Annotated in this window: 22 protein-coding genes; 6 read left to right on the plus strand and 16 right to left on the minus strand. The window is 69.8% G+C overall.

Annotated elements, in window-relative coordinates:
* Nucleotides 1-95 precede the first annotated feature (95 nt).
* Complete coding sequence (locus tag BWR60_RS18010; RefSeq protein ID WP_088152408.1) at nucleotides 96-1,385, plus strand: MFS transporter; 1,290 nt, start codon at nucleotides 96-98, stop codon at nucleotides 1,383-1,385.
* 9 nt (nucleotides 1,386-1,394) lie between these two features.
* Here the strand turns inward: BWR60_RS18010 and purH are convergent, their stop codons facing one another.
* The 8 genes from purH to BWR60_RS18045 all read right to left on the minus strand — a co-directional run bounded on the left by purH (nucleotide 1,395) and on the right by BWR60_RS18045 (nucleotide 10,826).
* Nucleotides 1,395-2,975 (minus strand): bifunctional phosphoribosylaminoimidazolecarboxamide formyltransferase/IMP cyclohydrolase, encoded by a 1,581-nt coding sequence (purH, locus tag BWR60_RS18015; protein WP_088152437.1) that lies wholly within the window; start codon nucleotides 2,973-2,975, stop codon nucleotides 1,395-1,397.
* 88 nt (nucleotides 2,976-3,063) lie between these two features.
* Complete coding sequence (locus BWR60_RS36405; protein WP_144445657.1) at nucleotides 3,064-4,053, minus strand: hypothetical protein; 990 nt, start codon at nucleotides 4,051-4,053, stop codon at nucleotides 3,064-3,066.
* Between the two features lie 78 nt (nucleotides 4,054-4,131).
* Nucleotides 4,132-5,796: a heparinase II/III family protein gene (locus BWR60_RS18020; RefSeq protein ID WP_088152409.1), complete on the minus strand. Its 1,665-nt coding sequence runs from the start codon at nucleotides 5,794-5,796 to the stop codon at nucleotides 4,132-4,134.
* 3 nt (nucleotides 5,797-5,799) lie between these two features.
* Nucleotides 5,800-6,465, minus strand: coding sequence for a ribulose-phosphate 3-epimerase (rpe, locus tag BWR60_RS18025; protein WP_088152410.1), 666 nt, complete (start codon nucleotides 6,463-6,465; stop codon nucleotides 5,800-5,802).
* Between the two features lie 111 nt (nucleotides 6,466-6,576).
* Nucleotides 6,577-7,524: a sugar-binding protein gene (locus BWR60_RS18030; RefSeq protein ID WP_088152411.1), complete on the minus strand. Its 948-nt coding sequence runs from the start codon at nucleotides 7,522-7,524 to the stop codon at nucleotides 6,577-6,579.
* Between the two features lie 41 nt (nucleotides 7,525-7,565).
* Nucleotides 7,566-8,603 carry an ABC transporter permease gene (locus tag BWR60_RS18035; RefSeq protein ID WP_088152412.1) on the minus strand — a complete coding sequence of 346 codons (1,038 nt, stop codon included), beginning with the start codon at nucleotides 8,601-8,603 and terminating at the stop codon, nucleotides 7,566-7,568.
* Nucleotides 8,603-9,343, minus strand: coding sequence for an ATP-binding cassette domain-containing protein (locus tag BWR60_RS18040; RefSeq protein WP_088152413.1), 741 nt, complete (start codon nucleotides 9,341-9,343; stop codon nucleotides 8,603-8,605). The genes BWR60_RS18035 and BWR60_RS18040 overlap by 1 nt, the downstream gene beginning before the upstream one ends.
* Nucleotides 9,344-9,461: 118 nt before the next feature.
* Complete coding sequence (locus BWR60_RS18045) at nucleotides 9,462-10,826, minus strand: RsmB/NOP family class I SAM-dependent RNA methyltransferase (RefSeq protein ID WP_343216408.1); 1,365 nt, start codon at nucleotides 10,824-10,826, stop codon at nucleotides 9,462-9,464.
* A gap of 41 nt (nucleotides 10,827-10,867) precedes the next feature.
* Between BWR60_RS18045 and BWR60_RS18050 the strand changes: the two genes are divergently transcribed.
* Complete coding sequence (locus BWR60_RS18050) at nucleotides 10,868-11,341, plus strand: MaoC family dehydratase (RefSeq protein ID WP_088152414.1); 474 nt, start codon at nucleotides 10,868-10,870, stop codon at nucleotides 11,339-11,341.
* A gap of 147 nt (nucleotides 11,342-11,488) precedes the next feature.
* Here BWR60_RS18050 and BWR60_RS18055 read toward each other — a convergent pair whose 3' ends face one another.
* Nucleotides 11,489-12,241: an HAD family hydrolase gene (locus tag BWR60_RS18055; RefSeq protein WP_230983090.1), complete on the minus strand. Its 753-nt coding sequence runs from the start codon at nucleotides 12,239-12,241 to the stop codon at nucleotides 11,489-11,491.
* Between the two features lie 93 nt (nucleotides 12,242-12,334).
* On the opposite strand from BWR60_RS18055, the gene BWR60_RS18060 reads away from it, so the two are divergent.
* Nucleotides 12,335-13,117, plus strand: a complete 783-nt coding sequence (locus tag BWR60_RS18060) for a GNAT family N-acetyltransferase (RefSeq protein WP_088152415.1) — start codon at nucleotides 12,335-12,337, stop codon at nucleotides 13,115-13,117.
* A 4-nt stretch (nucleotides 13,118-13,121) separates the two neighbouring features.
* On the opposite strand, the gene BWR60_RS18065 is transcribed toward BWR60_RS18060, so the two are convergent.
* The 3 genes from BWR60_RS18065 to BWR60_RS18075 form a co-directional block, all read right to left on the minus strand.
* Nucleotides 13,122-13,874: an SDR family oxidoreductase gene (locus BWR60_RS18065; RefSeq protein ID WP_088152416.1), complete on the minus strand. Its 753-nt coding sequence runs from the start codon at nucleotides 13,872-13,874 to the stop codon at nucleotides 13,122-13,124.
* 101 nt (nucleotides 13,875-13,975) lie between these two features.
* On the minus strand, nucleotides 13,976-15,379 hold the full coding sequence (locus BWR60_RS18070) for an MFS transporter (protein WP_088152417.1): 1,404 nt from the start codon (nucleotides 15,377-15,379) through the stop codon (nucleotides 13,976-13,978).
* Nucleotides 15,380-15,451: 72 nt separating this feature from the next.
* Nucleotides 15,452-15,733 carry a hypothetical protein gene (locus tag BWR60_RS18075; protein WP_088152418.1) on the minus strand — a complete coding sequence of 94 codons (282 nt, stop codon included), beginning with the start codon at nucleotides 15,731-15,733 and terminating at the stop codon, nucleotides 15,452-15,454.
* A gap of 304 nt (nucleotides 15,734-16,037) precedes the next feature.
* Here BWR60_RS18075 and BWR60_RS18080 point away from each other — a divergent pair, with 304 nt between their 5' ends.
* The gene (locus BWR60_RS18080) at nucleotides 16,038-17,033 is read left to right on the plus strand and encodes an ABC transporter substrate-binding protein (protein ID WP_088152419.1); all 996 of its coding nucleotides are present in this window, start codon (nucleotides 16,038-16,040) and stop codon (nucleotides 17,031-17,033) included.
* 157 nt (nucleotides 17,034-17,190) lie between these two features.
* Here BWR60_RS18080 and BWR60_RS18085 read toward each other — a convergent pair whose 3' ends face one another.
* Entirely contained in the window at nucleotides 17,191-17,475 is a 285-nt protein-coding gene (locus BWR60_RS18085; protein ID WP_088152420.1) for a hypothetical protein, read from the minus strand.
* A 245-nt stretch (nucleotides 17,476-17,720) separates the two neighbouring features.
* Between BWR60_RS18085 and BWR60_RS18090 the strand changes: the two genes are divergently transcribed.
* Nucleotides 17,721-18,131 (plus strand): VOC family protein, encoded by a 411-nt coding sequence (locus BWR60_RS18090; RefSeq protein ID WP_088152421.1) that lies wholly within the window; start codon nucleotides 17,721-17,723, stop codon nucleotides 18,129-18,131.
* Nucleotides 18,132-18,258: 127 nt separating this feature from the next.
* Here the strand turns inward: BWR60_RS18090 and BWR60_RS18095 are convergent, their stop codons facing one another.
* Complete coding sequence (locus BWR60_RS18095) at nucleotides 18,259-18,639, minus strand: DUF427 domain-containing protein (protein ID WP_088152422.1); 381 nt, start codon at nucleotides 18,637-18,639, stop codon at nucleotides 18,259-18,261.
* A 228-nt stretch (nucleotides 18,640-18,867) separates the two neighbouring features.
* On the minus strand, nucleotides 18,868-19,515 hold the full coding sequence (locus BWR60_RS18100) for an RraA family protein (RefSeq protein WP_088152423.1): 648 nt from the start codon (nucleotides 19,513-19,515) through the stop codon (nucleotides 18,868-18,870).
* A gap of 621 nt (nucleotides 19,516-20,136) precedes the next feature.
* Here BWR60_RS18100 and BWR60_RS18105 point away from each other — a divergent pair.
* Nucleotides 20,137-21,003 (plus strand): hypothetical protein, encoded by an 867-nt coding sequence (locus BWR60_RS18105; protein ID WP_088152424.1) that lies wholly within the window; start codon nucleotides 20,137-20,139, stop codon nucleotides 21,001-21,003.
* A gap of 148 nt (nucleotides 21,004-21,151) precedes the next feature.
* On the opposite strand, the gene BWR60_RS18110 is transcribed toward BWR60_RS18105, so the two are convergent.
* Entirely contained in the window at nucleotides 21,152-22,309 is a 1,158-nt protein-coding gene (locus BWR60_RS18110) for an NAD(P)/FAD-dependent oxidoreductase (protein ID WP_088152425.1), read from the minus strand.
* Nucleotide 22,310 lies beyond the last annotated feature (1 nt).

Here is a 22,310-nt window from a genome sequence, read left to right on the forward strand (position 1 = left end):
GGAGAGGTGATTATTCCCCTCTCCTCGGGGAGAGGGAGGGGCCCGGCCGAAGGCCGGGAGGGTGAGGGGGCTATCACCGCCGGAGCAGGTGTCCGATGACCGCCGAGGCCGCCCCCGCCCCCCGCGCGAACGGGCGGGCCGCGATCTTCGGCTGGTGCCTCTACGACTGGGCGATGAGCGCCTTCAACACGGTCATCGGCACCTTCGTCTTCTCGGTCTATTTCACCAAGGGCATCGTCGGCGACCCCGACCGGGGCGCGGCGCTGTGGGGCGTTTCCATCGGCGTGGCGGGCATCGCCATCGCCCTGCTCAGCCCGGTGCTGGGCGCCGTGGCCGACCATGGCGGGCGGCGCAAGGCCTGGCTGGCCGGCTGCGTCGCGGTGGCGGTGGTGCCGACCGCGCTGCTCTGGTTCATGGCGCCCGACCCGTCCTGGATCGTCCCGGCGCTGCTGCTGGTCGGCGTCGCCACCGTCGCCTTCGAGCTGTCCTACGTCTTCTACAATGCGCTGCTGATCGACGTGGCGCCGCCGGGCATGCTGGGCCGGGTCTCCGGCTGGGGCTGGGGCCTGGGCTATTTCGGCGGGCTGGCGTGCCTGGTGATCGCCCTGTTCGGGCTGATCGGCTTCGGCGGCGCCGCGCCGCTGCTGCCGCTGCCGGGGGTGGACTCCGCCGGGCCGCGCGCCACCGGCCCCCTGGTGGCGCTGTGGTGGGCCGTGTTCGCGCTGCCGCTGCTCCTGTTCGTCCGCGAGGCGCCGGGCGGCGCCCCGATCGGCGCCGCGATCCGCCGCGGCCTGGCCGACCTGTGGCGCACGCTCAGATCGCTGCCGGGCCGGGGCAACCTGGTGCGGTTCCTGGTCGGCAGCGCGGTCTACCGCGAGGGCTTCAACCTGCTGTTCGCCTTCGGCGGCATCTATGCCGCGGGCACGCTGGGGCTCGATTTCGGCCAGCTCGTGCTGTTCGCGATCGGCCTCAACGTCACCTCCGGCATCGGCGCCATCCTGGCCGCCTGGGCGGATGACGCGCTCGGGTCGAAGCCGACGATCCTGGTCTCGATCGTGGCGCTGGTCGCCATCGGCATCCCGATCATCCTGGTCACCGACCCGGTCTGGTTCATCGGCCTGGCGCTGGCGCTGGGCCTGTTCCTCGGGCCGGCCCAGGCCGCCAGCCGCACCCTGATGGGCCGCCTGGCGCCGGTGGGCGGTGAGGGCGAGGCCTATGGCCTCTACGGCCTGACCGGCCGGGCCACCGGCTTCCTCGGTCCCTGGCTGTTCGCCGCCGTCACCGCCGCCTTCGCCAGCCAGCGCGCCGGCATGGCGACGGTGATCGCGCTCTTCGCCCTCGGCGGGCTGATCGTCGCGACGGTGCGGGAGCCGGCGAAGGGCTGAGCCCGACCCTCAGTGCCTGAAGTGCCGGCGGCCGGTGAACACCATGGCGATGCCGGCCTGGTCGGCGGCCTCGATCACCTCGCGGTCGCGCATCGAGCCGCCGGGCTGGATCACCGCGGTGGCGCCGGCCTCGACCAGCGCCAGCAGGCCGTCGGCGAAGGGGAAGAAGGCCTCCGACGCCGCCACCGACCCGGCGATGCGCGAGCCGGTCTCGCCCGCGGCCGCGGCCGCCTCCGCCGCCTTGGCCACGGCGATCTTGGCGCTGTCCACCCGGCTCATCTGCCCGGCGCCGATGCCGACCGTGGCGCGGCCCTTGGCGAAGACGATGGCGTTGGAGCGGACATGCTTGGCCACCTGGGTGGCGAACAGCAGGTCCTCGACCTGCGCCGGGGTCGGCGCCTTGCGGGTCACCAGCTTCAGCTCCGACGCCTCCGGCGCCGCATCGTCGCGGGTCTGGGTCAGGAAGCCGCCGGCGACGCTGCGCAGCACGCGGCGGCGCTGCGTCGGGTCCTGCACCCCGCCGGTCTTCAGGACGCGGAGGTTGGCCTTGGCGGCGAACACGGCGGCGGCCGCCGGCTCGACGTCCGGCGCGATCACCACCTCGGCGAACAGCGCGGTGATCGCCTGGGCCGTGGCGGCGTCGATCGGCCGGTTGGCGGCGATGATGCCGCCGAAGGCGCTGATCGGGTCGCAGGCCAGCGCCCTGGCATAGGCCTCGCCCAGCGTGGCGGCGACGGCGACGCCGCAGGGATTGGCATGCTTGACGATGACCACCGCCGGCTCGGTGAACTCCGACACCGCCTCGAACGCCGCGTCGGCGTCGAGGATGTTGTTGTAGCTCAGCTCCTTGCCCTGCACCTGGTCGGCCGTGGCCGGGCCCGGCACGGTGGGGCCGCTCAGATAGAGGGCGGCGGCCTGGTGCGGGTTCTCGCCGTAGCGCAGCGTCTCCGCCAGCTTGCCGGACAGCGACAGGCGCGGCGGGAAGGTCTCGCCCCCGACCTCGGCGAACCAGCCGGCGATGGCGGCGTCATAGGCGGCGGTGCGGGCGAAGGCGGCGGCGGCCAGGCGGCGGCGGGTGGCGCCCAGCGTGCCGCCATTGGCCGCGATCTCCAGCCGCAGCGGCTCGTAGTCGACCGGCGAGGTGACGACGGCGACGAAGGCATGGTTCTTGGCCGCGGCGCGGGTCATGGCCGGGCCGCCGATATCGATGTTCTCGATCGCGTCGTCGAAGCTGGCGCCGCGCGCGATCGTCGCCTCGAACGGGTACAGGTTCGAGACCAGCAGGTCGATCGGGGCGATGCCGTAATCGGTCATCGCCTCGACATGCTCGTCGCTGTCGCGCCGGGCCAAGAGGCCGCCATGGATCTTCGGATGCAGGGTCTTGACCCGGCCGTCCATGATCTCCGGGAAGCCGGTATGGGCCGACACCTCCTTGACCGGGATGCCGGCATCGGCCAGGGCCTTGAAGGAGCCGCCGGTCGACAGGATCTCGACCCCGCGCTCGGTCAGGAACCGGGCGAAGTCGACGATGCCGGTCTTGTCGGAGACGGAGATCAACGCGCGGCGGATCGGCAGGGCGGCTTCGGTCATCATCGGCGGGGCTCCGGGGGCCAGGAATCGGCCCGTCTTTAGACCCGGACGGGCGGGTTGTCGACCATCAAGCGCCGCGCGGCGCCGACTAGGGTGCTTCGGGCACTTTTGGCTTTGGCTTAAGTACGGCCTCGACTGTCGATGTCAAACTTTGTATGGCGGTCAAAATTTCGTTGCCTTCTCTTTCCTGGGCATCTGCAATTGTAGTTTTCTTTCCGTTTCGTATCTCCGCGATGTCCTTGTAGCGAAGCAACTCTGCTGTGAACGCTGTGAGTGCCCTTTTATCTTGGGAGCGTGCTATAATTTTGTAGCTCATGAATTGAGCTTCTCGTATGCGCAAAAGTGCTTCATAGTATCGAAATTCTTCCATAGAAACTCGATATTGCCGAAGGAAAAATCCCGCTAATACTTGAATAAATATAAGCATCAACAATCTCGGGAATAGAAGAATTAGAGATTTCCAATAATCTGCTGTAGTTATTTCCGGATTGTTTTCGGAAATTAATATGCCAAATCTGCTACCCGGAAGGGTTACTATAAAGAATATCAAGCCAAGAGCAGCAATTGTCGCTCCGGCAAACAGGAGGGCGTTGGGCCTCCTTTGGGCAATTTTTGCTGTCTCCTGAGATCTTGAAACGTACGATAAGAAATAATCCTCGAATGCTTCATCCTGATCGGGTTTTAATCGATTGATAGCGCTATTTTGAGACCATGAGTCATCCTTATCTTCGATCTTTATGCTACCCAAGGGTGTACTAAATGAAAACTTAAATTTATTGTTAGATATAATAGAGACCAACAAGGTCTCTCCATTTAATATAAATGTGAAATATGAGATGAACATCAGACCCCCGGCTATGACGGCGACCGGGAGGCTGAACTGTTCCAATACCAGATCGCGCAAATATCCAAGAGAAAACAGTGCTTTTGAAAAAGTGGAAAAAACGAACAAAATCATATAGATCATAAGTTCATATCTGGATGCGCGTAGTTTTCGAACGCGCTCTTCGTCTTTGAGGTATTGTCTATTCAATTCAATTTCGATATCTTTTTTGAGTTCGTCAAAATCTTTATTCATGTTAATCCTCTTTTAGTAAAATTGTGAATTTATGTAGCATAGAAGATGTCGATATAGGCTCCAAGAGCCCAAGTTAACTCAGGCCAGCCGCCGTTCCCGGCGCAGGATCCACTGCACGCCGGTGCTCTCGGCCCCGACCTCGCCCCAGATCACGACCTGCGTGGTCTTGCGGCGGTCGGCGCCGCGGCCGGCATAGATGCCTTCCTCCAGCGCCACCTGGCCGCCATAGCCGCGCAGGCGCCAGCCGTCGCCGCCGGGCAGGCGGATGATCACCGAGCTGCCGCCCTGCACCGGCGACAGCTGCAAGGCCGGGTGCAGATGGAAGCGGATGGCGAAGGGCAGGCCGCGCGCCGTGTCGGTCTCGGCGAACAGGATGTCCTCGCCGCGCAGCTCGTCGCCATTGGCCGACAGCTCCAGCCGCCGCCGGTGGATCAGGCCCAGCGCCTCGCGATAGCCGTCGTGCCAGGCGTCGATCAGCACCGATTGCGGCGTCTCCTGCCGGTCGACCTCGATGCCGTGCGGCCGCTTGCCGATGCCGGCATCGCGCAGCACCTCGGCCGAATCGCGGCCGGCGACGCTGAGGGTGGAATGGGCCGGGGTGCCGCGCAGGGCAGTGTGCCAGGCGCTGTCCTCGGCGCTGCCGCGGCCGGGCCAGGCGCCGCAATTGACGATCATGCGCTCGCGCCCGACCGACAGCTCGAAGCTGAGGAGGCCGGCATGGGCGCCGTCATCGGCGCCGGCCGGCGGCGGCGCGCCGACATCGAGCAGCAGCAGGGTGCGGCCGGCCATCGCCCGCTCGAAGCCGCTGTGCCGCGCGCTCTTCGGCGCCCGGGCCTTGGAATCGGCCTGGGACAGGACGGCGTCGATCAGCACCGGCTCGCCCTCCTGCGCGTCGTTGAACAGGGCGAAGCCGCCGTCGCCGTGGCGCAGCAGGCGCAGCGCCGGGGCCATCCGGTCGATCGCCAGGTGCAGCGCGTCCGGCACATGCGACTGGGCGGCGCGGAAGGCGGCGCGGATGTCGATCAGCTGGCGCAGCACGGTCAGGTGCACCGCCGGGTTGCGCTGGATGTGGCCGCCATCGGGCAGGATCTGGCGCGGCAGGCACTTGCCGAGGATGCGCTGGGCCTGGTCCAGCCGCGGCCGGCCCTGGGGCAGGGCCACGGCGCCGTAGACCAGGCCGCGCACGGTCTGGATCTGGCGCGGGTCGACCGGGTCGCCATCGGCGACGCGGGCCAAATGGCGCAGCTGCCGCGACAGGCTGGCGAAGACGCGGGTGCGGAAATCGTCGTCGGCGCTGGCGCAGAAGAAGTCGTGGGCGCCGAGCCAGCTGGCGACGCGCTGGCCCAGGATGTCCGGCCGCCAGGTCAGCGGATGCCAGCGGTCGTAGCGCTCGATCCAGTGGTCGATCAGCCGCCGCGCCGCGCGCCGGGCCTGGTCGCCGCCGGCCGCGCGCAGGTCGCGCAGCCATTCGAAGCCGTGCAGCGCCTCGATGAACTCGGGCGCGGCGCCGAACGGCTCCCAGGGCGCGGCCGCCGCCGCCTCATAGGTCTGGCCGCCCAGCCGGTAGGTGCCGGCGATCAGCGCCGTGCCGCGCTCGGCGTCGCCCGGCCAGGGGTCGGGCGGCACCATCAACAGGTCGCGCGGCCCCTTGCGCCCCAGCGCCACGGAGTAGAGCGGGTTCGAATAGGCGAACCGCGCGATCTGGTCGTGGACGTTGCGGGTGAGGCTGCGCGGGGTCCGCATGTCTCAGCGTTTGCCGCGAATCGCGGCGATGTTGCCGGCATAGGCGCCGGGGCCGCCGCGGAAGGCCGCGGTGCCGGCCACCAGCGTGTCGGCGCCGGCGGCGATCACGCGCGGCGCCGTCTCCGACGTCACGCCGCCATCGATCTCCAGCCGCACGTCGCGGCCGCTCTTGTCGATCAGGGCGCGCAGCCGGGCGATCTTGTCGAGCTGGCTCTCGATGAAGCTCTGCCCGCCGAAGCCGGGGTTGACCGTCATCACCAGCACCAGGTCGACGTCGCCCAAGAGCTCCTCGACCATGGCGATCGGCGTGCCGGGGCTCAGCACCACGCCCGGCGCCTTGCCGAGCGAGCGGATCAGCTGGACGGTGCGGTGCGGGTGCGGCCCGGCCTCCGGGTGGAAGCTGATGCGGTCGGCCCCCGCCTCGGCGAAGGCCGGGATGTACGGGTCGGCCGGGCCGATCATCAGATGGGTGTCGAAGGGCAGGGTGGACCAGGGCCGCAGCGCCTTCACCACCGTCGGGCCGAAGGTGATGTTGGGCACGAAGTGCCCGTCCATGATGTCGAGATGGAGCCAGTCGGCCCCCGCCTCGGTCATGGCGCGGGCCTCCTCGCCCAGGCGGGCGAAATCGGCGGACAGGATGGAGGGGGCGATCAGGACCGGATTGACCATGACCGTCCTCATAACAAGGGACCGGCCGCGTCACAACCGTGACGCAACCGCGGCGCCGACAGGCCAGGCCTGGGTGGCGATTTCCCCCCGGCCTGGCCCATTGTGAAGCGCTTACTTCGCCTTGGCCAGGAACTCCTTGACGTTGTCCGGCGTCACCGTGTCGAGGCCGACATAGGTGATCTCCTGCACCTTCTCGCCCTTCTTCAGCTTCTGCAGCATCTCCATCGCCAGCGCGCCCATCTCATAGGGTTGCTGGCCGATCAGGCCGTTGGCATAGCCGTCGCGCAGCAGCTCCAGCTCCGACTTCAGCGTGTCGGCCGAGACCAGCACGACCTCCTTCGAGGCCAGCTTGGCCTTGATCGGCTCGGCGAAGTTGCGGAAGGCGTCGGGCACGAACAGCGGCCAGCCGCCGACCGGCAGCAGCGCGTCGATGTCGGGATGCGCGGTCAGCGTGTCCTGCAGCTGCTGCACCGCCAGGGCGGCGTCGTCGTTGCAGTACAGCGGCGAGCCGGCGACCTGGGTCCAGCCGGCGCCCAGCCCGTCGATGGTGCCGCGCACCCGGTCGTTCAGGTTGGCCGCGGCCGGGCCGCCGGAGACGAGCGCGAAGGTGCCGCCCTTCGGGTGCAGCTTGGCCGCCATCTCGCCGATGGCCTTGCCCATGGCGTAGTTGTCGGTGCCGACGAAGGCCTGGCGCTTCGACCCCGGCGCGTCGGCGTCGAAGGTGATGGTCGGGATGCCGGCGGCCACCGCCTGGTCGATCACGTTGGTCAGCGCGTCGACATCGGCGACCGAGATCGCCAGCCCGTCGATGCCCTGGGTGATCAGGTCCTGGACGATCTGCGCCTCGCTGGCCGGCTCATGCTCCACCGGGCCGATATAGACGCATTCGACGCCCAGCTTCTTGGCGGCGTCCATGCAGCCGTCGCGCGACAGGTCGAAATATGGGTTGTTCATGGCCTTCGGCACCAGGGCGAAGCGCAGCTTGTCCTGCGCGTTCGCGCCGCTCGCCATGGTCATGACGGCGCCCAGCGCCACCGCGGCCAGAAGAAGCTTCCTCATAATCAGTCCTCCCCTTGTTGAACTCGTTGCCGTCCGGCGGCTCAGGCCGCGCGCTTGGACCGGATGCGGTCCAGCAGCACGGCCAGGATGATGAACACGCCGACGAAGAAATCCTGCCAGTAGGGCTGCACCCCGCCCAGGATCAGCCCGTTGCGGATGACCTCGATCAGCGCCGCGCCGGTGACGGCGCCGAGCGGGCCGCCCAGGCCGCCGGTCAGGTTGGCGCCGCCGATCACCGAGGCGGCGATCACCCGCAGCTCGTAGCCGACCGCGGTGTTGGCGGGGGCGGAGCCGAGCCAGGCCAGCAGCAGCACGCCGGTGAAGCCGGCCAGCGCGCTGCAGAAGACATAGACCGAGATCTTGACCCGCTCGACCGGCACGCCGGTCAGCGCCGCCGCCTTCTCGTTGCCGCCGATGGCGAAGACGTGCCGGCCCCACTGCATGTGCCGCAGCAGGTACCAGATCATCACCGCCAGCACCGCCATGTAGATCAGCGACGGCGGCAGCAGGCCGAAGAGCGGGTCGTTGCCCAGCGACCGGAACAGGTCCTTGGCCGGCCCGGCGGTGGGCGAGCCGCGGCCTTGCGTCACGACATAGACCAGGCTGCGGCAGACGCTGAGCATGCCCAGCGTGGTGACGAAGGGCGACAGGCCCAGCCGGGCGATCAGCACGCCGTTGATCAGCCCGACCACGCCGCCCGCGGCCACGCCGGCCAGCACGGCGACCAGCAGGGCCAGGCCCGGCCAGTCGATGAACAGGCCCCAATCGGCGGTCGCGTCCATCGCCAGGCTGGTGGCGACGGCGCCGAGCGCCATGACCGAGCCGACCGACAGGTCGATGCCGGCCAGGATGATCACCAGCGTCTGCCCCAAGGCCGCGATGGCGATGTAGGAGAAGTTCTGGGCGACATTCTGCAGGTTGCGCTCGGTCAGGAACTTGTCCGAGGCGATGGTCATGATCACCATCAGGATCACCAGCGCCGCCAGGACATAGGTGATCTGGGACGACAGGACCCGGTGCAGCGCGCCCTGCCGGCGGACATTGTCGAAGGTCATCGTATCGGTCGCCTGGGTCGCCATCACGCCGCCTCCAGCGCGCCGGTGATGAGGCCCGTCACCTCCTCGGGCGAGCTCTGGGCGATGCGCTTGTCGGCGACCTTGCGGCCGCGGCGCATCACGATCACCCGGTCGCACACCTCGAACACGTCGGGCATGCGGTGGCTGATCAGGATCACGGCGATGCCGCTGTCGCGCAGGCGGCGGATCAGCTCCAGCACCTCATGCACCTGGCGCACGCTGATCGCCGCGGTCGGCTCGTCCATCAGGATCAGCTTGGCGTTGGACAGGCGGGTGCGGGCGATGGCCACGGCCTGGCGCTGGCCGCCCGACATCAGCCGCACCAGGTCGCCGGCGCGGGTCTCCGACTTCAGCTCGGCAAACAGGGCCTGGGCCTTGCGGTTCATGGCGCCGTGGTCGAGGCGCCGCACCGGCCAGACGCCGGTCTTCAGCTCGCGGCCGAGGAAGACATTGGCGGCAGCGGTCAGGTTGTCGGCCAGGGCCAGGTCCTGGTAGACCACCTCGATCCCGGCCTCGCGGGCATCGACCGGCTTGTGGAAATGAACCGGCTTGCCGTCCAGCAGCATCTCGCCGGAGGTCGGCGGGAAGTTGCCGGCCATGACCTTGACCAGGGTGGACTTGCCGGCGCCGTTGTCGCCCATCAGCCCGACCACCTCGCCGGGCTCGATCGACCAGCTGACGCCGGTCAGGGCGTGGATCGCCCCGAAATGCTTGGCAATGTCCCGCAGCTCCAGAAGCGCCATCCCGCTTCATTCCTCCCTGGCTCCGGTGATCCCGGACTCGTTTCGGGCGGAACTGTGAAAGAGAGCGCGGCGGAGCGCAAACTGTTTTTGTCTGATTATTAGCGAAACAGCGAGGTAGTCAGGACCGCCGCTTCAGCCGGGCGATGTGGAAGCCGTCGAGGCCGCCGAGATCGGTCCAGTGGCTGGGCAGGGTGCGGACGTCGCCGGCCGCGGTCAGCAGCTCGGCCGCCCCGCCGATCTCCGACGCCGCCACCGGCACCCGCATCAGCCGGTCGTCCTCGGCCAGCAGCCGGTCGATCTGCGATTCGCCCTCCTCGGGCAGCAGCGAGCAGGTGCACCAGATCAGGATGCCGCCGGGCCGCACCAGCTCGACCGCATGGCGCAGCATCCGGGCCTGGGCCGCGGCCAGCTTGGCCACGTCCTCCGGTCCCTTCAACCGCGGCACGTCGGGGTGGCGGCGGATGGTGCCGGTGGCGCTGCAGGGCGCGTCCAGCAGCACGCCGTCATAGGGGGCACCGCCGGTGAAGCTCTCGGCATCGCCGGTGTGCAGCCCGGCGGTAAGGCCGAGGCGCTCGAGATTCTCCGCCACACGCTTCAGCCGGCGGGTCGAGCGGTCGATGGCCGTGACCTCGGCGCCGGCAGCGACCAACTGCGCCGTCTTGCCGCCGGGCGCGGCGCACAGGTCGAGGATGCGGCGGCCGGGGATCGGGCCGAACAGCCGGGCGGGCAGGGCGGCGGCGGCGTCCTGCACCCACCAGGCGCCCTCGCTGAAGCCCGGCAGCTCCGGCACCAGGCCGCCGGCCTCGCGCCGCAGCGACCCGCTCGGCAGCAGCCGGGCGTCCAGCTGCGTGGCCCAGACCTCCGGGTCGGCCTTGACCGACAGGTCCAGCGCCGCCTCGTGCAGATGCGCCTCGGCGATCGCGGCGGCGGTCTCGGCGCCATAGGCATCGGCCAGGCGGGTCCACAGCCAGTCCGGCGTGTTCAGCCGGGCGGCGTCCTGCCCGGCCAAGAGGGACGGCCCATCCTCGGCCAGGCGGCGCAGCACGGCGTTGACCAAGCCCTTCATGCCGGCGAAGCCGGTCAGCCCGGCCAGCTCGACCGAGGTGTCGACCGCGGCATGGGACGGCGTCGCCAGGAACAGGCGCTGCGACAGGCCCAGCCGCAGCACGTCGCGCACCGTGGCGGCGCCGCGCGGCAGCGGCGTCTTCAGCGCGCCGTCGATCAGCGCGTCGATCTGGCCCAGGCGGCGCAGCGTGGTGGTGAGGAGGAGCCGGGTGAAGGCACGGTCGCGCGGCTCCAGCTCCCGCAAAGCGAGATGGGCGTCCAGGGCCTCGTCGATCGGGCGCCGCTGCGCCAGCACGGCCCGCAGCAGCTCGACGGCCGCCTTGCGCGTGGCCAATCCGGTGTCGGTCATGCGCGGGATGTAGACCATCAGGGCCGGGCGGACCAGCGCGATGTGCCGCCGGACCCTTCCCGGATGCACCGCGGCGGGTCATGCTGGGCCCAGCCGAGGAGAGAACGCCGATGCCGACCGACAGCCCCGCCGCCCGCCGCCTCTATCTGGAAGACCTGCAGGTCGGCCAGCGCTTCGGCTCGGGCACCGTCGCGGTCACGCCCGAGGCGATCAAGGCCTTCGCCGCCCAGTTCGACCCGCAGCCCTTCCATCTCGACGAGGAGGCGGCGAAGGCGACCTTCTTCGGCGGCCTGGCCGCCAGCGGCTGGCACACCGCGGCGCTGACCATGAAGCTGCTGGTCGGCGGCGAGTTCCTGCCGGCTGGCGGGCTGATCGGCGGCGGCACCGACGAGATGCGCTGGCCGCGCCCGGTGCGCCCCGGCGACGTGCTGCGGCTGGAGAGCGAGGTGCTGGAGATCCGCCCGTCCCAGTCGCGCCCCGACCGCGGCATGGTCAAGACCCGGATCACCACGCTGAACCAGGCTGATGAGCCCGTTCAGGTCATGGTCGCGAACATGGTGGTTCCAAGACGGCCGGCTTCATAGGGGCGGGCTGTCCTGGCGCCTCCCCAAATTCTGTCATCCTCGGGCTTGACCCGAGGATCCAGGGGCTTTCAGGAGCCGCTCTCGGTGGCCCCTGGATTGCCGGGTCAAGCCCGGCAATGACAATAAAGGGAATGTCCGTCGGGTGTCCTATCCCAGCAGCCGCGCCACCAGCGCCGGGACCTCGCGGATCGAGTCGAGGGTGTGGAAGCCGGGCGGGGCGATCTCCGGCCGGGTCACATGCTCCAGCGCCCAGGTGATGCGGTAGGGGATGTGCACCGCCTGGCCGCCGAGATCGAGCACCGGCAGGATGTCGGACTTCATCGAGTTGCCGATCATCAGGAACCGCTCCGGCGCCGTGCCGCCGCGCTGCAGGATCCGGCGATAGGTCGCCTCGTCCTTCTCGGCCACGATCTCGATGCTCTCGAACCGCTCGGCCAGGCCGGAGCGGGCGACCTTGCTCTCCTGGTGGAACAGGTCGCCCTTGGTGATCACGATCAGCCGGACGCGGCCGGCCTCGGCGTCCGGCGCCAGCGCGTCCAGCGTCTCGACCACGCCGTCGAGCAGCTCGACCGGATGGTCCATCATCGCCTTGCCGAGCTCGAGGATGGCGCGGATCTCGCCGCTGCCGACGCGGCCGCCGCTGATCTCGATCGCAGTCTCGATCATCGACAGGGTGAAGCCCTTCACGCCGTAGCCGAAGGTCTTCAGGTTGCGCGCCTCGGTGTCGAGCAGGCGGCGCTCCAGCGTCGCCGGGTCGACCCAGGGGGCCAGCAGGGCGACGAGGCGGCCATGCGTCTCCTCGAACACGGATTCGCTGTGCCACAGGGTGTCGTCGGCGTCGAAGGCGACGGTCAGCGGTGCGGGCGTCGGGTCGATGGCCGGGTCAGCGTCGCCGTTCACGATTCCTCCGAAAAAGACGGGGCCGCGGTCGCGGCCGGCGCCAAAATCGGCCATAAGGGGCGCCCGGGGCAAGCGGATCAAGCGGAGGACGGGATGGATGAGGCCGAGATCCTGAGGCATTTCGATGCCGAGCTGCGCCGGGCCCCGGTGCCGGCCGACCCGGACTATCGGGTGGAGCGGCTGCCGGAGGTCACGCGCATCGTCGGCCCCGGCCCGGACGCCCATGACAACTGCGTGCTGTGGAGCGGGCTGGACGCCGCCACGGCCGATGCGGTGATCGCGCGCGAGGCCGCCTATTTCGCCGGCCAGGGCCGGTCGGTGGAGTGGAAGCTGTACGGCCATGACGCGCCGGCCGATCTCGGCCGCCGGCTGGCGGCCGCCGGCTTCGTGGCGGAGGAGCCGGAGACGCTGGTGGCGCTCGACCTCGGCGGCGCGCTGCCGTCGCCGGTCGACCCGGAGGGGGTGACGATCGAGCGGGTGATCGACCCGGTGCGCTTCGGCGCCATCGACGACCTGATGGCCGCGGTCTACGGCGCCGACGAGGATTGGCGGTCGGAGGTGCTGGGGGCGGAACTGGCGGCGGCGCCGGACCGGCTGTCGGTCTATCTCGCCATGGCCGACGGCCATTGCGTCTCGGCCGGCTGGATCCGCTTCAACCCCGGCACCGTCTTCGCCGATCTGTGGGGCGGCGCCACCCGGCCGCATTGGCGCGGCCGCGGCATCTACCGGGCCCTGGTGGCGAAGCGGGCGGCCGAGGCGCGGCAGCGGGGCTTCCGCATCCTCACCGTCGACGCCTCGCCCGAAAGCCGGCCGATCCTGCAACGGCTCGGCTTCCGGGCCCTGACCACGACGACGCCCTACATCCGGGAGGCGTGAGGCCTCAGCCCCGGCCGATGAACGGCATGTTCGTCGCCATCACCGTCACGAACTGGACGTTGGCGTCCAGCGGCAGCGACGCCATCATCAGCACGGTGCTGGCGACATGGGCGGCGTCCATCAGCGGCTCCGGCTTGATCGAGCCGTCGGCCTGGGGCACGCCCTTGGCCATCTTCGACGCCATGTCGGTGGCGGCGTTGCCGATGTCGACCTGGCCGCAGGCGATGTTGTACTTCCGCCCGTCCAGCGAGGTCGACCGGGTCAGGCCGGTGATGGCGTGCTTGGTCGCGGTGTAGGGGGCGGAGTTCGGCCGCGGCACATGCGCCGAGATCGAGCCGTTGTTGATGATCCGGCCGCCCTGCGGGTCCTGGTCCTTCATGATCCGGATCGCCTCCTGCGTGCACAGGAACGGGCCGGTCAGGTTGGTGTCGACCACCGCCTTCCACTGCTCGAAGGTCAGGTCCTCCAGCGGCACGCCCGGGGCGCTGACGCCGGCATTGTTGAACAGCACGTCGAGGCGGCCGAAGCGGGCCTTGGCGGCCTCGAACAGGGCGCGGACGCTGTTCGGGTCGGTGACGTCGGTCGGCACCGCCAGAGCCTGGTCGGCGGACGCACCTGCCAGCTGGATGGTCTCCGCCAGCGCGTCCTGGCGCCGGCCGGCCAGCACCACCTTGTAGCCGTCCTTCAGGAAGGCCAGGGTCACCGACCGGCCGACGCCCGACCCGGCCCCCGTCACCAGCGCCACCTTGCTCGTCATCTGCGTCTCTCCCGTCTCGATCCTGGGGTCGGCTCCGCCCCGTCTCCGGAACGGACCCTAGCGGTTATGTCCGACGTAGTCAGCCGGAATGCGGCGGCCGGCTATGCCCGGCGGCGGTGGCCGCTGACCTCGGTGCCGGCGTCGCGGCCCAGCGGCAAATAGTCCAGCAGCGACAGCAGCGCCAGCGCGCCCAGCACGGCGAAGGCGATCTGGTATTCGGCGACGATCGACCCGCCGGCCAGGCCCGACGCTTCCGCCGCCCGCAGCGCGATGGCGCCCAGCGCCACGCCCAGCCCCATCGAGATCTGCTGGGTGACGCTGAACAGGGTGTTGGCGGCGCTCATCTCCGGCTTCGGCACGTCGACGAAGGCCAGGGTGTTCAGGCTGGTGAATTGCATCGACCGGGCGGCGCCGCTGACCACCAGCAGCGCCGCGGTCAGCGCCGCCGGGGTCGACGGCGTCAGCAGGGCGCAGGCGAACAGGGTCGCCGCCAGTACCGCGCCGTTGGCCAAGAGGGCGGTGCGGAAGCCGAAGCTGCGCAGCACCCAGCTGGTCATCGGCTTCATGCCGAGATTGCCGGCGAACAGCGCCAGCACCAGCAGGCCGGAGCTGACCGGGTCCAGCCCGAAGCCGAGCTGGAACATCAGCGGCAGCAGGAACGGCACGGCGCTGACCACGGCCCGGAACAGCGACCCGCCGCGGACGGTGACGCGGTAGGTGTGGTTCGCCAGCGCCGCCAGCCCGACCAGCGGGTGCGGGTGGCGCCGGGCATGGCGCACCGCCCAGGCCCCCAGCAGCAGGGCCGCGGCCAGCAGCAGCCCGACCGTGGCCCAGGGGATTTGCTCGTGCCCGACCAGGTCCAGCCCCAGCATCAGCGTCAGGCAGGCGAGGCCGGTCAGGACGAAGCCCAGCCCGTCGAAGGGCACGCGCCGGTCCTCGCGGTCGTTCGGGATCAGCCGCAGCGCCAGCACCAAAGCGATGGCGCCGAGCGGCAGGTTCAAGAGGAAGATCCAGCGCCAGGAGGCGATGCTGGTGATCAGCCCGCCCATTGGCGGGCCCAGCACCGGCGCGGCCAGGGCCGGCCAGGTAATATAGGCGATCGCCCGCATCAGATCCTGCTTGGCGGTGTTGCGCAGCACCACCAGCCGGCCGACCGGCACCATCATGGCGCCGCCGACGCCCTGCAGGATGCGCGCGGCGGTGAAGCTCCACAGGCTGTCGGCGGCGGCGCACAGGGCCGAGGCCAGGGTGAAGACGACGATGGCGCTGGCGAAGACCGAGCGGGCGCCGAACCGGTCGGCCACCCAGCCGCTGGCCGGGATGAACACGGCCAGCGTCAGCAGATAGGCCGACAGCCCGACATTCAGGTCGACCGCCCGGATGCCGAAGGATGCCGCCATGTCCGGCAGCGCCGTGACGATCACGGTGGCGTCCAGGTTCTCCATGAAGAAGGCGCCGGCGACCAGCAGCGCGATCAGCACGGGTTGGCGCGGGGACGGGGTCATCGGGCGGCCGGGGCGTGACGGGATCGGGGATGGCCGGCGCGGGCGGACCGGGGCGGCCGTCCCGATACCACGCTATCCGGCGGCGGACTGCAAGGCCGGTTCGGCGACCGAGGCCAGCACGCTCCTGACCACGAAGATCTGGCCCAGCTTGCGGGCCACCATCTCCCATTCCGGGCAGTCGTCGCGGCGGACGGCGATGGTCACGCGCATCTCCTCGCCGTGGCGCTCGGCCGAGACGCGCTCGGGCACGACATCGCGCAGGCAGAAATGGTCGAGGAGGCGGGGCAGCAGGTTGGTGTCGGCCATGCCGACCACGTGGAAGAGGACCTGCGCGTCGTCGCGGGTCATGGTCATCGGTGTCTCCCGGGGAATGCGAACAACACACGGACGAAGACCCCGGGGGAGCCGGCGCGGCCGGCCCGGGGCCTAGTGGCTAATTCGCAGGGAGCGAGACGTGACCATGGCCTATGGTTAACCGCCGGGGCGCGGATTGGCAAGCGGCGGGAGCGCGAGGCTGGGTTCCGCTATCCCTCCAGGAAAGTATGCCGGCCCCGGCCGGAGCGTCGATTGACTCCGCCCGCTGCCACTCTATGAATCGTCGGTCGATAAGAACAGGACGGTCGGCCGATGCTCAGCCATCGGCGATGGGGAAGGGGCGATGAAGGGGCGCGGCAGGGCACGCGGTGCCGTTCTGGCTGTCCTGCTGGCCTGGGCCGGGCCGGCGGGGGCCCAGGCGATCCCGGCCCAGCCGGAGGCCGGCGGCTTCCGGATGGGAATCCAGCCCTGGCTGGGCTATGGCCTGTGGCATGTCGCGGCGGCGAAGGGCCTGTTCCGGGCCGAGGGCCTGCCGGATGTCGAGATCGAGACCTTCGCGCAGGACCGGGAGATCAAGGAGGCGCTGGCCGGCGGCCGGCTGGACGGCGCCAGCGTCGCCACCCACACGGCGCTGGTGCTGGCGGCGGCGGGCGTGCCGATCCGGATCGTCGCCCTGCTCGACGTCAGCATGACGGCCGATGCCATCATCGCCGGCCCGGGAATCGGGGCCGTCGCCGACCTCAGGGGCAGGGCCGTGGCCTATGAGGAGGGCAGCACCAGCCACATGCTGCTCAGCTATGCCCTGGCGCGGAACGGAATGAGCCTCGCCGACATCGTCTCGGTGCCGATGCCGGCCCTCGACGCCGCCACCGCCGTGACCGTGGACCGGACCCCCGCGGCCGTGACCTACGAGCCCTATCTGTCGCTGGCCCGGCTGGTCGATCCGCGGGTCAAGGTGCTGTACACGGCGGCGGAGGATCCCGGCCTGATCTCGGACGTCTTCGTGGTGCGCCGGGAGGTGCTGGAGCAGCGGCCGGGCCAGGTCGCGGCGCTGCTGCGGGCCTGGCAGGCGGCGCATGACGACTATGAGAAGGACATGGCGGGCGGGCGGGCCATCATCGCCCGCGCGGTGCAGGCGACGCCGGAGCGGCTGTCGACCGCCTTCGACGGCATCACCTTCTATTCCCTGCCGGACAACAAGATCCAGCTGACCGGGGCGTTCGCCCAGCATGTGATCGCCGATGTCGAGAGGGCGGCCCGGGCCGCCGGGCTGCTGCCGGGCGATGTCGACACCGCCGGGCTGATCGATCCGCGCTTCGTCGCGGCCGTCACTCAGTGACGATTGGCGCCTCAGAGACCGTTTGGAAATGCGCTGGTGTGAGTCGGCTGGCGGTGGTTTCGAGAACCGGCGCGCAGCGGACGTTTGGGTCCGTGAGCACCGGAAGCGCAGAAACCGCCGTCGGACGGCCGCACCAGTAGCATTTGCAGGCGGTCTCTCAGTGCACGGTGACGCCGGTGTCGATGGTCTCCACCGGCGCGATCCCGGCCTCGGCGCCGACGCGCATATTGGCGCTGGCGCGCTCCAGCAGGGGGGCGACGCCCCCGGCCTCGGCGGCGGCGGCGATCATCTGCCCGGTCAGGAAGGCCAGGGCGCCGATCAGCGCGCCGCTGACGGCCTGCGGATCTCCGCCCGCCTCGGCGGCGTAGTCCTCGGACCGTTCGCCGATCAGGGCCAGAAGGTCGTTGTGGATCTGCTGGGTCAGGGGGCCGATCGTGTCCATCTCCACTCCTCCTCGGTTGCGCTCCGGGGCAGGGCCGGGTGGCGCCGGCTACGGGGATCAATAGCGGGCGGCGGGGGCCGGTTCCGGCCCCGGGCTGCGGCATTCAAACCAGAATCCGGAAGAATTTCCGGGGTGTTGCCGCTTTGTTCGGAGCGGGGCGGGCGCTATGCTACGCCACACCCATCGCATCGGCCGGCGAGCCCGATGCGCGGGACCACGGAAGGCCATGCGCCGCGGGGAGGGCCATGTTCAGCCACATCACGGTGGGCACCAACGACATCGACCGGGCCAAGCAGTTCTACGACCAGGTGCTGGCGGCGATCGGTCTGCGCTGCCAGCTCGACGACCGCGTCGCCGGCTGGCTGTGCTATGTGCCGGAGGGCGACAGCGGCCCGGAATTCCTGATCTGCCGCCCGATCAACGGCGAGAAGGCGACCTTCGGCAACGGCGTCACCATCGGCTTCAACGTGCGCGAGCGGACGCAGGTCGACGCCTTCCACAGCGCCGCGCTGGCGGCGGGCGGTGCCGACGAGGGCGCGCCCGGCACCCGGCCGCACTATCATCCCAGCTACTACGGCGCCTATGTGCGCGACCCGGACGGCAACAAGCTGTGCTGCGTCTGCCATCGGGCCGATGCGGCGGGGCTGTTTCCTTAGCCGGCCTCACCTCATCGTCATTGCGAGGAGGCGAAGCCGACGAAGCAATCCAGGGGCCGGTTCGCGCTGGCCCCTGGATTGCTTCGCTGCGCTCGCAATGACGGGGTGGTCGGTCAGGTCGTAGCCGTCAGGCCGGCTGCTCGGTGATCGAATCGACGCGGTCGGGGTAGAAGGCGACGTGGTCCTTGATCGCGGCGACGGCGTCATAGGGCGCCTCGTAGGTCCAGACGGCGTTGTCGGTCCGCCCGCCGCCGGCCGGGATGCTGTAGTAGCTGGCATCGCCCTTGTAGGGGCAGTAGGTGGCGTGGTCGGTGCGCTGCAGCGCCGCCATGTCGACGTCCTGGCGCGGGATGTACTGCACCGGCGGATAGCTGGCCTCGCGCAGCGTCAGCGCGCTGACGCTGTCGGCGACGACCTTGCCGGCGACCGTCACCACCACCCGGGCCGGATTCGGCGTCACCGTGATCGGATGGTCGGGTCCGGGAATCTTCCTCGGCTTCTCGCTCATGGCGCTCGGCCTTGCTGTGTGCTGGACCTTCGATGTGGGGTCCGGGCGGCGGCGAGGGAAGGGGGTGGTCTCTCGTACCGACGGTTCGCAACATAGACCCGTCATGGCGAGCCCCGAAGGGGCGTGGCCATCCAGGGCTGTACGCACCGGCCTCTGGATGGCCACGGCGCTGCGCGCCTCGCCATGACGGAGAAAGACGGGAGAGTCGATCTTAAGGCTGCTGGTCTCTCAGAACTTCCCGTGGCGCAGATAGGCCTCCTGCGGCGACACGCCGTCCAGGATCGCCTTCCGCACCAGGTTCTCCTGCCGCATCACATCCTCGACCCGGCCGACCACCTCCTCGGCCAGCGCCGCGGGGATGACGACGATGCCGTCGACGTCGGCCACCACCCAGTCGCCGGTGGCGATCCGCACCTGGCCGATGGTGATCGGCTCGCCATAGGCCTCCGGCATCCAGGCGGCGACGATGTCGCGCGGGGTGCGGAAGCGGGCGAAGACCGGGAAGCCCAGCCGGCGGATGAAGGCGTTGTCGCGCGACCCGCCATCGACGATGTAGCCGCGCACGCCGCGCGACTGCAGCGCCTCGGCCGACAACTCGCCCATCAGCGCCCGCACATCGTCCTGCGGTTGGCAGATGGCGACATGGTCCTTCGGCACCACGGTCAGCAGTTCGGTCCAGGCCAAGAGGCTCTGATGCGCGTCGATGGTGTCGTCCGGCCGGCCGCGGATGGTGAAGACCCGGCCGCAGATCCGGGTGTCCGGGTCGACCGCCAGGATCGTCCGCGGCAGCACGCAGTTGGCGTGGCCCAGGTCGCGCAGCACGTCGAAGACGGCGCCGGAATAGCAGGCCTCCAGCCGGGCGGTCAGGTCGGTCATCGGTGGTCCTCCCGGGGCGAGGCTAGCCTGATCGGACAGGCCCGCGCCACCCCCGCACGGTCATGTTGGGGGGCGGGGTGATCCAGGCCGACGCCGGCTCATGCGGTGGGATGGATTGCTTCGCTGCGCTCGCAATGACGGTTCGGGGTGATCCACCCCCGCCACCCCTCACCGTCATCGCGAGCCCGGAGGGCGTGGCGATCCAGGTTGGCGCCGGCCGCGCCGGTTAAGGTCACGCAATGTTTCATTGCGCGGCCTCGCGATCTTGTTCATGATNCAACCTACAACCGCCAAAGGCTCCATTCTGCCCTCGGCTACAAACCCCCAACCGAATTCGAAGCTGACCTCACCAACCCTTGGCCCCGCTGACCTCAACAGCCCCCTGTCACTTAAACTCCACTGTCTCACCCCAGGGGTGCAGTCCAAAAAAATCCAGGACGGAATTCGGTGACAGTGCACAAATTTCGATTTCGCAGTTGGCCGACAGCGTTGGTGCGCCCTGCGCCGCCTCCGGCTTCGAATTCATTAAGTGCACTGTCACCGAATTCGTCCGAATTCGTCCGGTTAAGGTCACGCAATGTTTCATTGCGCGGCCTCGCGATCTTGTTCATGATACGTTCTATGGAAAGAGGTGCGGAATCCGATCTCGACGTCCAGGCCTATTGCCGCAGCCTCGCGCTGCAGCAGATCCAGATGCTCACGCGCCTGGCCGAGATCGCCATGCAGCTCGCCGAGGCCGAAGGGGCGCGGGCGATCGCCGCCCAGGTCCGGGCTGCCGCACCCAAGGCCGATGAGGTCGCGGTGCGGGACGCCCGGGCCGAGGCGCAGGAGGCGGGGATGGCCTTCAGCCGATTCTCCCGCTCGGTGCATCGCTCGCTGGCCCTGCGCAGCCGCGCCGCCGACAGCCTGTGCGCCCGCGACAAGGCCCAGGCCGCCGACCGCGAGGCCGCCCGCCAGGACCGCCGCGACCGTCACCGCAACGAGGTCGAGCGCGTGCTGCGCCACATGATCTGGGACGAGATCGAGGATTTCTCCCGCGTCGAGGCCCTGCATGCCGAGCTCGAGGAGCGGGTCGAGGACCTCTACGACGACGAGACCCTCCGGGTCGAGGACCGGCCGGTCGGCTCGGTGATGTCCGGTCTGGCCTGCGGCCTGGGCCTGACCGAGGAATGGGGCCGCTGGTCGCCCGCCTGGCCGGGCACGCCGGACCCGGCCCGTCCGGCCGGCGACGCGGCCAAGGTCGAGGCCGAACGGGCCCGGCGCCGGGACGCCGCCGTCGCCGCGGTCGAGCGCAGCTTCGCCGACCTCCGCGACCCGGCCCGGATCCCCGGGATCCGGGCCGGGCTGGCGGCCCGGGTGCGGGAGGCCGACGTCATCGCCTGGCTCGACACCGAGACCACGCAGACCGTCGCCCGGCGCCTCTGCCGGTCCCTCGGCATCGATCCCTATAACTGCTTCGAAAAGCCGGACAGCCCCGACACCGGGTGACCGGGATGGGCCGGGGCCACCCCCTCACCCGAAATCGCTGCGCGATTTCGACCTCTCCCCAAGGAGAGGTGACCAATCCCTCTTCTCGGGGAGAGGGAGGGGCCCGGCGCGTCGGCGACGGGAGGGTGAGGGGGCAGGCTTCTCCGACTCAAGCCGCCACCGGCGGCAGCCAGCCCTGGGCCTCGCGCCAGTCCTTGGGCAGGCCGGCAAAGCGGTCGAGCCGCATCGACGACAGGTCGGCGAAGCTGCAGGCGCCGTCGACGATCATGTCGCGGATGGCATGGCCGCTGGCCGGCGACAGGCCGAAGCCGACGCTGGACATCGTGGCGACGACGGCGTTGTCGAAGCCCGGCATCCAGTCGATCACCGCGCGCCCGTCCGGCGTGTTCTCGATCACGCCCGACCAGCTGCGGATCATCCGCACATGCGCGGCCTTCGGGAACAGCTCCATCAGCCGCCGGCCGATGTTGCGCAGGAGTGGGCTGGACGGCTTCGGCGGCGTCTTCAGGTCGACCGGCGGCAGCCATTCATGCGGGCCGCCGCCATAGACCAGGTTGCCGCGCAGCGTCTGCCGGCCGTAGAGGCCGTTGCCGTCGACCCCGCTCATCGGCATCGCCGGCAGCGGCTCGGTGACGATCATCTCGGCCCGGCCGGAGGCGACGGGCAGGTCGACGCCCAGCATCTCCGCCAGCAGGCCGATCTGAGGCCCGGCGGCGATCACCACATGGTCGCAGCCGAAATCGCCGCGGTCGGTGCGCACCTTCGTCACCTTGCCGCCCGCGGTGTCGAAGCCGGTCACGGTGCAATGCTGCAGGATGCGGCCGCCCAGATCCTGCAGCGCCCAGGCATAGGCCTGGCTGGTGCGTTGCGGGTTGGCGTGGCCGCCATATTTCAGCAGATAGCCGCGCTCGACCGTGTCGCCGGCCAGCGGCGCCAGCTCGCGGATCTGCTTGCCGTCCAGGGTGTCGTAATGGAAGCCCTGCTTCTCGCCCATCCGCACCCAGCCGAGCATGAACTCGACATCCGACTCGTGCAGCACGATCTTCAGCCGGTGCTTCTGGTGCTCGGTCGGATAGCCCAAGAGCTCGTCCATCTGCGGCCACAGCCGCTGCTCCTCCGGGAACAGCGGGCTCTGCGGATGGGTGCAGCCGCCGCCGTTGCGGCCCGACGCCTCCCAGCCGACGATGCCCTTCTCCAGCACCAGCACGTCGACGCCGCCGCGGGCCAGCCACCATGCGGTGCTCAGCCCCGTGACGCCGCCGCCGATGATGACGACCGAGGCGCCGTTCTTCTCCGTATCCGCCATG

Origin of the sequence: Inquilinus limosus (assembly GCF_002195995.1) — a bacterium.
Taxonomy (GTDB): domain Bacteria; phylum Pseudomonadota; class Alphaproteobacteria; order DSM-16000; family Inquilinaceae; genus Inquilinus; species Inquilinus limosus_C.